12 protein-coding genes are annotated in these 13,940 nt (G+C 41.2%); 9 read left to right on the plus strand and 3 right to left on the minus strand.

The genetic code is table 11. From position 1 onward, the window contains the following. Positions 1-2: 2 nt before the first annotated feature. Positions 3-503: a DUF1850 domain-containing protein gene (locus KP78_RS04095; protein ID WP_041086540.1), complete on the plus strand. Its 501-nt coding sequence runs from the start codon at positions 3-5 to the stop codon at positions 501-503. Beyond that, positions 503-2,497: a TRAP transporter permease gene (locus KP78_RS04100; protein ID WP_235420831.1), complete on the plus strand. Its 1,995-nt coding sequence runs from the start codon at positions 503-505 to the stop codon at positions 2,495-2,497. Before KP78_RS04095 ends, KP78_RS04100 begins: the two co-directional genes overlap by 1 nt. A gap of 100 nt (positions 2,498-2,597) precedes the next feature. Here KP78_RS04100 and KP78_RS04105 read toward each other — a convergent pair whose 3' ends face one another. The 3 genes from KP78_RS04105 to KP78_RS04115 form a co-directional block, all read right to left on the minus strand. Next, on the minus strand, positions 2,598-3,620 hold the full coding sequence (locus KP78_RS04105; protein ID WP_041086542.1) for a S8 family peptidase: 1,023 nt from the start codon (positions 3,618-3,620) through the stop codon (positions 2,598-2,600). A 224-nt stretch (positions 3,621-3,844) separates the two neighbouring features. After that, on the minus strand, positions 3,845-4,870 hold the full coding sequence (locus KP78_RS04110) for an LLM class flavin-dependent oxidoreductase (RefSeq protein WP_041086544.1): 1,026 nt from the start codon (positions 4,868-4,870) through the stop codon (positions 3,845-3,847). 264 nt (positions 4,871-5,134) lie between these two features. After that, positions 5,135-5,920 (minus strand): sulfite exporter TauE/SafE family protein, encoded by a 786-nt coding sequence (locus KP78_RS04115; protein WP_041086546.1) that lies wholly within the window; start codon positions 5,918-5,920, stop codon positions 5,135-5,137. Positions 5,921-6,110: 190 nt separating this feature from the next. Between KP78_RS04115 and KP78_RS04120 the strand changes: the two genes are divergently transcribed. The 7 genes from KP78_RS04120 to KP78_RS04150 all read left to right on the plus strand — a co-directional run bounded on the left by KP78_RS04120 (position 6,111) and on the right by KP78_RS04150 (position 13,920). Next, positions 6,111-7,034 carry a LysR family transcriptional regulator gene (locus KP78_RS04120; protein WP_052474545.1) on the plus strand — a complete coding sequence of 308 codons (924 nt, stop codon included), beginning with the start codon at positions 6,111-6,113 and terminating at the stop codon, positions 7,032-7,034. A gap of 231 nt (positions 7,035-7,265) precedes the next feature. Next, positions 7,266-8,858, plus strand: a complete 1,593-nt coding sequence (locus KP78_RS04125) for a PucR family transcriptional regulator (protein WP_041086548.1) — start codon at positions 7,266-7,268, stop codon at positions 8,856-8,858. Positions 8,859-9,033: 175 nt separating this feature from the next. Continuing rightward, complete coding sequence (locus KP78_RS04130; RefSeq protein ID WP_041086550.1) at positions 9,034-9,675, plus strand: aspartate/glutamate racemase family protein; 642 nt, start codon at positions 9,034-9,036, stop codon at positions 9,673-9,675. A 3-nt stretch (positions 9,676-9,678) separates the two neighbouring features. Beyond that, on the plus strand, positions 9,679-11,238 hold the full coding sequence (locus tag KP78_RS04135) for an OPT/YSL family transporter (RefSeq protein WP_041086551.1): 1,560 nt from the start codon (positions 9,679-9,681) through the stop codon (positions 11,236-11,238). 13 nt (positions 11,239-11,251) lie between these two features. After that, a complete protein-coding gene (locus tag KP78_RS04140; protein ID WP_041086553.1) occupies positions 11,252-12,301 on the plus strand; it encodes a DUF917 domain-containing protein in 1,050 nt (349 codons plus the stop codon). Positions 12,302-12,316: 15 nt separating this feature from the next. Further along, positions 12,317-13,258, plus strand: coding sequence for a DUF1177 domain-containing protein (locus KP78_RS04145; RefSeq protein WP_041086555.1), 942 nt, complete (start codon positions 12,317-12,319; stop codon positions 13,256-13,258). Then, positions 13,255-13,920 carry an AroM family protein gene (locus KP78_RS04150; protein ID WP_041086556.1) on the plus strand — a complete coding sequence of 222 codons (666 nt, stop codon included), beginning with the start codon at positions 13,255-13,257 and terminating at the stop codon, positions 13,918-13,920. The genes KP78_RS04145 and KP78_RS04150 overlap by 4 nt, the downstream gene beginning before the upstream one ends. The last annotated feature ends 20 nt before the right edge of the window (positions 13,921-13,940 follow it).

The raw sequence follows: 13,940 nt of genomic DNA on the forward strand, positions 1-13,940 counted from the left end.
TAATGAGGAAACTTCTTTTATTTTCTTTATTTGTCATAATTGTTTTACTGCTGACAAATTTAAAGCAAACTCAGGTGCTAACCATTACATCAAATGAAACGAATAAAATCTTATGGAGCCGTTCTGTAACAGAGGGGGATTTATTCACCATTCGATTTATTCATTCTGTTGAAAAAACAGAAGTAGATGAAATAATCCGAATTGGCAAAGACGATCTGGTCATTGATTCAACGATTTTTGAATCATTTGGGGCAGGTCTTCCTTTTGATGTTCAACAGGATCAAACAATGAGAACGGAAAACGGTAAAGTAATCATTGAAAACATTGATCGGCATGTGCCGTCTATCGATGTGTTTATTGGACAAGTTATTGCCAATCATACTCTTTTATTTAAGGGGAAAATGATTCCTTTAAAGGACTTAAGTAAACCGGGTACCTCTTTGCGATTTTCTGTTACAAGGGAAAATCAAATCATGGCATTTTTTAAGGAGGTTATTACATAGTGTCTAAGGAGAAGTTGCAAGAAGAAAATACACTAACACATCAAGAACTTAAGGATTTACTTGCTGAGTATGATCCGGAAGCAGGCACGAGAAATTTAAGCGGAATAGCAAATAAAATTATTATACTTATTGCTGTCTCCTTTTCATTATTTCATATTTATACCGGAATGATAGGGGGACTAAGTTCACAGCTTCAACGATCGATCCATTTAGCGTTCGTGCTGGGCTTGATTTTTCTTTTGTTCCCCTATACAAAAAAGAAAATCGGTGAAACAAAGATACCAATCCTGGATATAGCCCTTGCGCTAACCGGAATATTTGTCGGATTGTATTGGCTGTTGTTTTTCGACGAGCTTGTAAGGCGAATCGGTAATCCTACTACTCTCGATTTAACTGTTGGGGCGCTTGCGATTCTATTGGTTTTAGAAGGCTCTCGGCGAGTTGTAGGTAAGCCTATTACCATTATTGTTGGTGTTTTTCTCATTTATGCGATACTGGGCCCTTATTTTCCCTCTTTCTTAAGACATGGCGGTATAAGCTATGAACGGCTATTTTCACATATGTATTTTACAACCGAAGGAATTTTTGGTACTCCGCTTGCTGTTTCTGCAACCTTTATCTTCTTATTTGTCCTTTTTGGGGCAATCCTTGATCGAACAGGGGTTGGTGAATATTTCAATGACCTTGCCCTGGTTATTGCCGGGCGCGCAAGCGGCGGACCTGCAAAGGTAACGATTTTCTCTAGTGCTTTGCAAGGAACGATAAGCGGCAGCTCTGTTGCCAATGTTGTAACATCGGGTGCATTCACGATCCCTCTAATGAAGCGTTTAGGCTATCGAAAGGAGTTTGCAGGAGCAGTCGAGGCTACGTCTTCAACTGGTGGTCAGATTATGCCTCCTGTCATGGGAGCGGCAGCCTTTCTTATGGCTGAATTTACTGGCATTCCCTATTGGGAGATTGTAAAGGCGGCAGCCATTCCAGCCATATTATACTTCGTCGGTGTGTGGATTATGACTCACTATGAAGCGAAAAGGCTGGGGCTTCGCGGTTTAACGAAAGAAGAGCTTCCATCAATTAAAAATGTGGTTGCCAGGCTGTACTTGCTCGTTCCCATCGTTGCTATCATCTATTTTCTAAGCAGCGGGTTAAGCCCAATGCGAGCTGCGTTATACGGACTTTTCATTGCAATTTTAGTCGGCTTTCTTCAGCCGGGAGAAAAGCGTTTAACGATAAAAGGGCTTATTGAAGCACTTGAAACCGGAGCGCGTGCTGCCTTGGGTGTTGCAATTGCATGTGCGGCTGCGGGGATGATTGTTGGAGTTATCGTACTGACAGGAATCGGATTGAAGTTTGCAAATGGACTTATCGATCTTGCTGGGGGCGATATTTTTATAACATTACTGATGACGATGGTTGCCAGTTTAATACTTGGAATGGGTGTTCCAACGACTGCCAACTATGTTATTACTTCTACAATAGCTGCTCCAGTATTGGTTGAATTAGGATTTCCATTACTGGCGGCGCATATGTTTGTATTTTATTTTGGCATATTAGCTGATATTACGCCTCCGGTAGCGTTGGCTGCTTTTGCTGCTGCTGGGATTGGAAAAAGTGATCCATTAAAAACAGGCTTTGAAGCTACACGCCTGGCAATTGCAGCATTTATCATTCCATATGTTTTTGTTTTCTCTCCGCAAATGCTTTTGATTGATACGGATTGGACTGGAGCAGCAATTATTATGATTGGCTCGACGATTGGAATGATTGGCGTAGGGGCAGGGATGATCGGCTATTGGGTGAAGCCGCTTCATTTTCTATTAAGAGGCATCCTGGTCGTAGCGGGTGTTTTGCTGGTCATTCCGGAACTCACATCATCCATAATAGGTGCAGTATTAATGGCTGCCATTTTTATTTATCAGAAGTATTTCCAGCGTGGAGATCATGATTCTATAAATAAAATGAGCCAAGGAAAACAAAATGTCTCGGGAGGATAATTGATTCTGGAGAATAGAATTAATTGATAATGAATAAAAAAATAAGCCGATGAGCATAAGCAGTGCTCATCGGCTTACTTGAATTTGCTGCGGAACCTGACTATCTGTTATTACTTGTGCCTACAGAAGAGCTTTCCTCAACATTGGATCCTAGGGAAGTATTAAACATTTTAAACAGCTGTTCGTATAGGTTCAACATACCAAGTGCGAGAAGGCCATTTCCTTCCGCAGATTTTGGATACCCTAGCGGTACCGTTCGTCTAACAAGCTGTGCATATATTTCCGCTTCGGTTAATTCTCGTTCGAATTGTGACTCAGCGATATTTTTAATTAAAGCTATGGCCCCTGAAATATGCGGGGTGGCCATTGATGTGCCGGAAAGTCTGGCATATCTGCCTTCTGTGTAGGACGACAAAATATCTACACCTGGGGCCACTAAATCAATCTCATCATTTGTGTTGCTGAAAGAGGCGATTTTCCGATTAAAATTAATTGCTCCCACTTGAATAACCTCGCTATACGCTCCAGGGTAAGCAAGCTCTTCGGTATCCGCTCTGTCGTCTCCCTCATTACCTGCTGCGCAAACAACAGGGATGCCTTCATCTACTGCTCGTTTAACGGCTTCGTGAAGCGCTGGAACATCTTCAGGTCCGCCAAGTGACATGGAAATGGCACATACTTTTTCTCCATTTGGACCTTCCCAGTCAATCGCGTAATGTATCGCATCCGTAATCCATTGATAGTCACCACTGCCTTCCCCGCCCAGTACTTTTAAAATTAACAAACCGGCTTCAGGTGCTACTCCGGCTATCCCGTTGCTTTGCATGCCTGATGCAGCAATGGTACCGGCCACATGTGTGCCGTGTCCATTATTGTCATCGTAGTTTTTTTCATCATTGTCAAAGTCTGACGTGAAATTTTTCCCGTCAATAATTCGGTCCTGCAGGTCTGGATGATCAACCTGGCAGCCGGTATCAATTACTGCGACGACGTGGCCTGTTCCTTTTTTCGATTCCTCCCAGACTTCTGGTGCCTGAATCATTTCGACGCCTCTCGGGATATTTTGGGTGGCCTTATTTTGAATCTCTTCAACTTGATAGGGAATCAAACGCATTTTTTTCATATGTTTTCCTCCTCAGGAGACATAGAATTCAAAGGGCTGACAAACAGGATAGACGTAAGAAGCTGTTTTCTAGGGTGTTACTAAACAAGTTCCCTTTTTGAGGGATTTAAAACGAATGCATATAACTATTATGTAATGGGATATATAAAGGACTTTATGCTCTTTATGTGCAGCTATAAAAAAAACGAACCGGCATGTGATAGCATATGCCGGTTCGTTTATCCTTAGTTGGTTTTCATAATATCCGCTACAATTTCAAATGAACGAAGACGTGCCGCATGATCATAAATTTGGCCCACGACCATAATTTCATCCGCTTGCGTTTCATTTATAAATTTTTGCAGCTTTTCTTTCACTGTTGCAGGGCTTCCAATAATGGAAGAGCCCAATTGTTGGCGAAGTGCAGCTTTTTCATACTCGGTCCATAAATTGTCCATGCTTTCTACAGGAGGCTGCAATGGCACTTCATTATTACGGACCAAATTAAGGAATTGCTGCTGTAAAGTCGTTGCTAAACGTTCCGCTTCTTCATCCGTTTCTGCTGCAACGATGTTGACCCCAACCATTGCATAAGGCTTATCGAGCGTATTTGATGGCTTGAATGAGCGGCGATATAAATCTAAAGCTCCGAGCGTGTTATCAGGAGAGAAGTGACTCGCAAAAGAAAACGGCAAGCCAAGCTGTCCTGCAAGCTGGGCGCTGAAGCCGCTTGAACCTAAAAGCCAAACAGGAATATTCAAGCCTTCACCCGGAACGGCGCGTACAGGGTTTCTTCCCGGTGCTAATGAAGGATCAAAATAAGCGCGAAGCTCTGCCAATTGCTCAGGGAAATCTTGACCATCGCTTCTATTGTTGCGTCTTAGCGCATGCGCAGTACGCTGATCTGTTCCAGGAGCACGGCCGAGGCCAAGATCAATACGTTCAGGGTATAGTGATTCAAGCGTACCAAACTGCTCGGCAATAACTAAAGGTGCGTGGTTAGGCAGCATAATTCCACCTGATCCTACACGGATTGTTGAAGTGCCGCCAGCAACATGACCAATGACAACGGACGTAGCCGAGCTTGCAATAAACGGCATATTATGATGCTCAGCCAGCCAAAAACGATGATATCCCATTTTTTCAACATGCTGTGCCAAATCAAGCGTATTTTTAAAAGCGTCGGAAGGAGTGGCACCGACAATAATAGGTGAAAGATCGAGCACTGAAAATTTCGTGTCACTTAACTGCTTTACATGGTCTGCAGACATATGTTCATCTTCTTTCTATATAAATGTATATGAATAAAGGGCAATTATAGTCGGGGATTTTCTTTTTCCCATTCCCTCTAAAAGCATAACTATATGTTACCAAGGATTGTTGATGTCTCAAAATATATTGACTCGGAGGGATTAGTGAATTTAGTTTTATAGTACAATTTTGGGAGGATATTCTAATTAGGTGTTGAGTGGGGAAAATAGAAGAGCCTGTTCCCATTACATAACTGGGACAGGCTCCAAATCCATCTATAACCTTTAGTTCCAAAACATTCTTCCGCCAGTGATAATCAAAATTAATGAAAGTACCTGAACAATGACTTGGCTATTCAAACGAGCAGAAAGTATCGTCCCGATTTGAGAGCCAACGAGCACCCCAGCTCCGCCAATTCCCACTAGCATCCAGTCCACATCTCCTGATGCCGTTTGAATCACGGCGGCTACAGAAGAATAGATCGCAAGAGCAAAAATGGAGGTTGCCGTGGCGCGGTGAGTCCGCAGATGAAATCCATAAACCAAAATCGGAACGAGCATCCAGCCGCCGCCAATACCGAAAAAGCTTGATATTACACCTAGTCCGAATCCAAGCAATACGACGATGCCTTTTTTTCCTTTAGTAGATAACGAGATAAATTCACTAACACGAGAGTCTGTGGAACTGCTTTTTTTTGAAAAGGGACTATTTTTATAAAAAAGGAAGAGGCCGATCCCAACAAGCAGGGTAGCAAATACAGTGTAAAAAGAATCTGATTGAAAAATACTGTGTATACTGATGCCGATTATACTTCCAGGTATGGCGCCTATTGATAGCCAAAGGCCTGCTTTATAGTCAATACGTGATTGTTTCATATAGCCGAACATCCCAAATAGTGCATTGAAAAAAACAATGACGATACCTGTTGCTGCTGCAACGTGCGGCGGTGTATCCAATAGCAATAAAATGGCCGGTACAAAAATAAATCCTCCACCTGCGCCAACCAAGACCCCAATACCGCCAGCCGCTATTCCTAATACTATGATAAGGAGAATCATTGTCCATTCCATTTGTCATTCCTCCGATATGGTACCTTCGTTCTAATCATATCAAAAGATGCAGCACAAAAAGCGTGCAAGGATCACATAGGGTATAACCATTTGTTATACCAAGAAAATAGGTTGGATTAAACTTTATTGACGGTGCAAAGCCTTTTAACTATGCTGAAAACAAGTACCCTAGGAACGAAGGGATGAGTCCATGAATATTGAAAACATGAGAAGCTTTTGTTTAGTAGTGGAAAACGGCAGTGTCAGCCAGGCTGCCCGGTTGAGTTTTATTTCACAGCCAGCTGTCACGAGGCAGGTGAAGCAAATGGAGGATGAGTACGGTGCGCTTCTGTTTGAGCGAAAGGATGGCAAGCTTGAATTAACAGCTGCCGGAAAAACAGTCTATGATTTTGCCCGCAATATCGTAGATGAATATGATTTGTCTCAAGAAGCGGTTCAAGAATTAATAGGCAAGGAATCCAGCGCACTCGTTATTGGTGCTTCCTTGACGATTGGTGAATACTTGATGCCAACGATATTAGGTTCCTATAAGAAAAAAGAACCTGACATCACCATACACGTTTCAATTCTTAATACACCAGCCATACTGGAACAGCTTAACCAGCGTGAAATTGATCTAGCCCTCGTAGAAGGACAGGTGCCAGATGGGGATTATCGTATCTATGAGTTTGCAAAGGATGAGCTTACACTTGTAACGCACCCTCGCCATCCCTTTGTGAAAAGAGAGTCCGTCACGCTGGATGATGTGGCAAAAGAGGTGCTGATCTGCCGGGAGGCTAACTCTGGTACCCGATTTCAAGTGGAGCGTGAGCTGGAGCGAGTTGGAGGCTTGAAAGAGCAAAGCATCCTTGAGATGGGCACAACGCAGGCTATTAAAAATGCTGTAGAAGAAGGGCTTGGTGTCAGTATTTTGCCTGCTCTTGCAGTCGCAAAGGAATGTCACCTCGGTTCTCTTAAACGTGTTAAGCTAGAAGGCTTTCACGTGGAACGTTTTTTCAAAATGGTCCAAAAGCCGCGCCGTTTTGATAAAAAAAGTGTGAGAGCTTTTGTGGATTGGATGGAGGAAAAGAAAGAGTGGCATTATGAGCCGTCTTTTTTGAGAAAAGGGTACTAACCATTCTGACAATAAAGAATTTATTGTCATAAATTCACCTATTGAGAAACGAAAATTAGATATGTTCATTTTCCTTTATGCAAGGTTACTATTTTTTGCTTGTCAGCAGAAAATAGTAACCTTTTTGATCGTAAAAAGGGAGATAGGCTAATTGAAAATTTTAATACTCAATATGAAAATGTACTATCTCTATGATAAAATAGTCTAAATATTTCGAAGAGGGGTTATGGGATGAAGGTTGCAGACGCTTTAAATATTGGAGTGCTATCAACGGCGACAGTCATCGCAGGCATAAATGGACTTGAACGGGAAATAAAATCAATCGAAGTAATGGAGGTTCCGGAGGTGGGAAGCTGGGCGACAGAAGGAATTCTAATGATGACCACCTTCTATTCAGTTAAGGATGATTTCAATAAGCAATACGAAATATTAAAAACATTAATTGAGAAAAAAGCTGCAGGAATGGTGATAAAGCTAGGACGGTTTATAGAACAGCTTCCTAAAGAAATGATTGAACTTGCAGAACAAGGTTCTTTCCCAATCATCTCAATTTCTAAAAATGTTTCTTACATTAATGTGTTAAGTCCTCTGTATGAACAGCTTTATGAAGAAAAGAAAAAGATAACACAGAACGATTTAAATCCCTTCCATGAGTTTATAGATGAAGAGCATGCTAACGTTGCGGAAGCAATTGAAAGTTTATCAAAGGTAGTAGGGTCTCAGGTCTATATTGAAGGCAGTGAAGGAAGCTTGCTTTATTGTTCGGATACATTTTCGTCAGATGGCTGGAGAAATTCTGATTTATTACTGTCAAAGCCTGTTCATCCTGATTATAAATTGCTTGTGAAAAAATGGAGAACTGAATTGCAGCATACTCCCTATAAGCGAGTGAAATTTTCTGATCAGCGACATCGTCTGATTGTACCGATTTTTTCAAAGAAATTGATTTCTGCATTTATCCATTTGCCATATAAAAACGAATCTAAATTCCAGAAAATTGAATCTCGAAATGTTGAGATTATTAGCCGCAAGCTGTCCGAAGCCATAATGAGTGAGCAGCTGGATCTTCAAAAGGAAAGAATAGAGGATATGGAAGTATTGGAGTCACTTTTAGAATATCCCAATTACGTACATGATGACAGGATGTTTACTCTATTATTTTTTACGGTAAAAAATAATCAAGAAACCACCATCCGAGCAACGACGTTATTGGACACCAATTATCTAGTTCGAAAAAAGATCAAAGATTTTATCTCGCCGCTTCCTTTTGAACAAAGTATGATATTTGAAAAGCATCAGCATTTTTTTGTCTTAATACAAAATTTAGAAAAAAACAATCAACTTATGCTATCTCAACTGGAGCTGGCTTTGAATAAATCAGAAAAGAATTCATTTTTAGGGAATATGCATATTTCTGTTAGCAGCCCTTTCAAGGATTTAATTAACTTTGATGACAAAATAAAATCGGTCACCAAAATAATGGAGGTGGGCTTTAAAGTTCGTCCTGATAATAGGCTATATGCGTATAATCATCTTGGTATTTATGAAATTATTTTCAACATCAGCTCTGATCCATTTGCTGAAAGTTATGCTAAAGAGGTTCTGTCGCCAATTTTGAACGATGAGGGGCAGCTTTTGGAAACACTTGTTATATTTTTAAATGAAAACGGTAATGTTTCACGTGCGTCAGAAAAATTATTTGTTCATCGAAGAACTATGACGTACCGGCTCCAAAAAATCAAAGAGCTGCTAAATATGGAGCTGGATGATGCAGAGAATCTATTTATTTTACGTTTCTGTTTAAAAATGAAAGAGCTGTTATAAATGTATGAGGCGGAATTGATCCGTCTTTTTTTATTTTCTTTTATTTTAATGCCTCAAAATCGCATGGCAGAGGAAAAGTGTAATAAATGAGAAAAAGGTAGTACAAAACATTTCCCACTTTATGCATTTATTATAATAATTAAAATTTTTATAATTTTTAAAAAGGAGGGGTATTATGCTAGGTATTATTCGTGTTTTAACAACAGATGACGAAAATGTTTTGCATGAACATGGGAAGAAAATGAATGAGTATGCAAAAGTGGATTCTGTCACGCATTGTATAGCAGATCAACCGAATGGGATTTATGATGACGAATCTGAACAAAAAGCGATTCCTAAAATTGTAGAACTTGCAAAAAAGATGGAAGAGGAATTGAAGGTGGACTTCATTACGATTAGCTGTGCTGCAGACCCTGCATTGGATGAAAGCAGGGCAGCGGTCAATATTCCTGTACTTGGGGCAGGTGTATGCGGTGCTCATCTTGCCTGTATGGCTGGAAGTAATGTCGGTGTCCTCGGTATTACGAATGAGCCTCCAGGACGGATGGTGAAGGAATTAGGAGATTACTATCATTCAAGTGCTTACTCCGAAAAGCTGAGAAAGGCTACGGATCTTTTTCAGGAGGGTGCAAAGGAAGAATTATTAAATGTTGCAAATAGTTTAATTGATTCTGGAGCGGACGTGATTTTATTCGCTTGCACAGGCTTTTCAACCATCCGATTAAAAGAGTATTTTGAGCAGCAGTTATCAGTACCTGTTGTTGATTTAGTTGAGGCACAGGCCATTGCTTCTCAATTGATTAGGAAGAAGGCATAAACAATGAATCAAAAAAATTTCGATTTTCAATTCATTGTATTCTCTATCCTTATTGCGGTTTTTGGTGCCATTATCGGGATGCAGCTGATTACCACGCTTGGCATAACACCTAATACGTCAATCATTGGTGCTTTAGTTGCTATGCTGATTGCACGCATTCCGATGCAAATGTTTTATAGATATAAATCATTAGACAATCAAAACTTGGTTCAAACGACGATTTCTGCTGCGACTTTTGGTGCTGCAAATAGTCTGCTTATACCGATTGGACTCCCTTTCGTATTGGGAATGCCGGAACTAATCATTCCAATGTTAATCGGGGCGGCAATCGCTCTTTTTATTGATGCATTTATATTATATAAAGTATTTGATTCTAAACTGTTTAGCTCAACAGAAACATGGCCATCCGGTATTGCTACTGCAGAGGCGTTAAAAGCAGGAGATCAAGGTGGTACAAAGGCTAAATATCTGGGCTTAGGTATTTTGGGCGGTATGATGGGTTCTCATTTTGGAATTTCCATGTCGGCTTTCGGCGTAGCCTTTATCGGTAATATTTGGGCGTTAAGTATGTTTGGAATTGGGTTGCTATTAAGAGGATATTCGATTCCGTTATTTGGAGTAGATCTGAATACATACTATATTCCGCATGGAATGATGATCGGGGCAGGGGTTGTAGCATTATTCCAGTTTATTTTTACTCTTATGAATTCACGCCCTAAAAAGAATGCTGCTGAGACGGACCATGAATATACCCGAACAGAAAGCGAAGTTAAAAGAGGATTTGGGCTTGGTTTCCTTCTTTATTTAGGCGGGGCAGCTCTTCTCGCAGGATTAGGTGGAATGATCACGGAAATGCCACTATGGCAGATCGTGTTGTTTGTTGTATTTGCAGCTTCTGCGGCCCTTATAAGTGAAGTAATTGTAGGAATTGCGGCGATGCATTCAGGCTGGTTCCCGGCATTTGCGGTAACATTGATTTTCCTTTTGATCGGTATCATGATGGGGTTCCCTCCTATTGCTCTGGCGTTATTAACAGGATATACAGCTGCAACAGGTCCTGCTTTTGCCGACATGGGATTTGACTTCAAAGCTGGTGTTCTTATTCGACGCGGCTCTCCGAGTGCTCAAGAACTATTTGGCCGTCGTCAGCAATTTAAAAGTGGTCTAATTGGTTTTGGAGTGGCCGTAGCGATGGTAGCTATTTTTGCAGAATCTTTTTTCGCACAAGACCTGGTGCCACCGGTGAATCACGTGTATGCGGCTACGATTGAAACAGGCTTATCCGGGAATGTAGCAATGATGCTTTTGCTGTGGTCCATTCCGGGTGCCATTATTCAGTTAATTGGCGGTCCAAAAAGACAAATGGGAATTTTGTTTGCGACTGGCTTATTAATTATTAATCCAATTGCTGGATGGGCAGTAATGGCAGGGATTTTAATTCGTATTACGATCTTAAAGGTTAAAGGACCGGAAGCTGAAGGTACTATGCAGACAACTGCGGCAGGATTTATAGCAGGGGATGCTCTTTATAGCTTCTTTACATCTATTTGGAAAGCAAGATAACGAGGTGAGCTAAATGACAAAAAAAATGTTAACAAAAGAAGATGGACAGAAGGCAGTTTATGGTGGTTGTATTTTGGGCGGAGGAGGCGGAGGCTGGATTCCCGATGGTCTCCAAAAAGCGGATTCAGCATTTAATGGGGATTCTCCTGCTCTCATTTCGATTGATGAATTAAATGATGATGACTATGTTGTTTGTGTATCCTTGGTAGGGGCGCCTTCTGCAAAGGAGCTTTATGTCGATTCTCAGCAGCTTATTGAAACAGTTCAACGTATGCAAAAAGAGTTTCCTCATGAAATTAAAGCGATTATGACAAATGAAAATGGAGCTTCTACAACGATAAATGGCTGGCTGCAAGCAGCAGCTACAGGCTTACCGGTTCTTGATGCACCTTGTAATGGAAGAGCACATCCAACTGGATCCATGGGAGCATTAAATTTATCTGAAGTAGAGGGATATCAATCCGTGCAGGCATATGCAGGTGGAAAAGGAACTAAAAAAGTAGAAGGGATTGTATCTGCTTCCCTTGATATCTCATCAGATGCTGTTCGTTTTATCTCAGTTGGAGCTGGCGGAATGGTAGCTGTTTGCCGGAATCCAGTGACAGTGGGGTACGTGAAGCAGCATGCCGCAGTCGGAGGCATTACTCAAGCAATTGAACTGGGGCATGAATTCCTTTCTGTACCAGAAGGACCTGAAAGAATTGAAGCAGTAGCATCGTTTTTAGAGGGGCGAGTTATTCATTCAGGGATCGTAAGCTCTTTTGAAATGAAGCAAACTGGTGGATTTGATGTTGGTTTGGTCATTATTGATGATTTGGAGCTTACGTTTTGGAATGAGTATATGACAGCTGAAATGAATGGAGAGCGCAAGGGTACATTTCCTGATCTCATTATGACGTTCGATGCAAAAACAGGACAGCCTTTAGTAAGTGCAGAAATTCAAGAGGGGCAGAGTATTGCTGTAATTTCTGTACCGAAGGAAAACCTTAAATTAAGCTCAACAATGTTTAATGAAAAATTGTTAAGGTCAGTGGAACCGATTATTAATAAAAAGATTGTTTAAGGAGATGTTTCAATAATGTCATTGAAATATACGATGGAAGTGATGGAACTGCTAGATGATGCTTCAGCAAATGGAGAAATGGTGACGGCGTTATTTAAGGATTTTACACAGTGTGAAGCTTCTTATGAGACTGTATCAGGAGATCGTGGATCAACGGATTTCGTAAAAATCATTGTTAAAGGATCAGAAGGGAAATTGGCAGGAGGGAGCGCTCCTTCCTTGGGTATTGTAGGTCGTTTAGGTGGACTCGGTGCTCGTCCTTCGCGCATTGGCTTTGTGTCAGACGGCGATGGTGCCGCGGCTGCAGTAACAATTGCTTTAAAGCTGGCAAATATGACGGAAAAAGGCGATCGTTTACCTGGAGATGTGTATATTACAACACATATATGTCCTAACGCACCAACAGAGCCTCATGAGCCAGTTGATTTCATGGGATCTCCTGTTGATATTTTAACCATGAATCAATACGAGGTATTACCAGAAATGGAAGCGGTTATCTCGATTGATACAACTAAAGGAAATAAAGTAATAAATCATCGTGGAATTGCACTTTCTCCAACTGTAAAAGAAGGATACGTATTGAAGTTCAATGATGACTTGCTTCGTATAATGGAGATGACAACAGGTGATTTACCAGTCACGTTTGCGGTTACGACACAGGATATCACGCCATACGGCAATGATGTTTATCATATCAATAGTATTTTACAGCCTGCAGTTGCAACAGATGCTCCAGTTGTAGGATTGGCTATTACGGCTAAAACGGCAGTTCCTGGCTGCGGGACCGGCGCTAGTCATGAGGTGGATGTTGCACAAGCTGTTCGTTTTTGTATTGAAGCGGCGAAAGAATTCACTCAGGGCCAATTTGAATTTTATGATAAACCAGAATTCAATCATCTTGTGAATCTATACGGGTCGATGAAACAGCTTCAAACCTTAGGAAGTGCAAAGTCATGACTGTAAAATCGATTGGTGTGTTGACCATTGGACAATCACCTCGTACTGATCTCACGCCTTCTATTCAACATATTCTCGGTGATTCTGTGATAATCGTGGAAGCTGGAGCACTTGACCGGCTCCGTGATGATGAAATGCATTCCATACAGCCAGAAGGTCAAGATAGTACGTATATTTCAAAGTTAAGAAATGGACAATCAGTTAAAATCGGAAAATCAAAGCTTCTGCCGCTATTGCAGGAGGAGCTAAATAAGCTGGAGGAACAAGTTTCTACAGTGATTATGCTTTGTACAGGAGATTTTCCCGCGATTGAACATAAAAAACCATTGTTTTATCCTGATAAAATACTGAGCCAAACTGTACAAGCTATTTTAGATAAAGGAAAGCTTGGACTAATCGTTCCGCTGGAAGAACAGCGAAATAGCTTAACGAAAAAATGGGATGCTAGCGGGCTTGAGCTTTGTATTGAAGTGGCATCACCTTATCATGAGAGTGATGTAGAAGGTGCAGCCCGTAATCTAAAAGAGCAAGGTGCCGCGTTAATTGTTCTGGATTGTATGGGATACAATGAAGATCACAAAAAGGATGCCATTAAGGGAAGTGAGCTGCCTGTTCTACTGCCGCGCACCTTAACCGCCCGAATCGCTGCAGAATATGTATAACAAGAAAAGATCCGGTGCCC

The sequence above is a fragment of the Jeotgalibacillus soli genome (assembly GCF_000829435.1).
Classification (GTDB): Bacteria; Bacillota; Bacilli; order Bacillales; family Jeotgalibacillaceae; genus Jeotgalibacillus; species Jeotgalibacillus soli.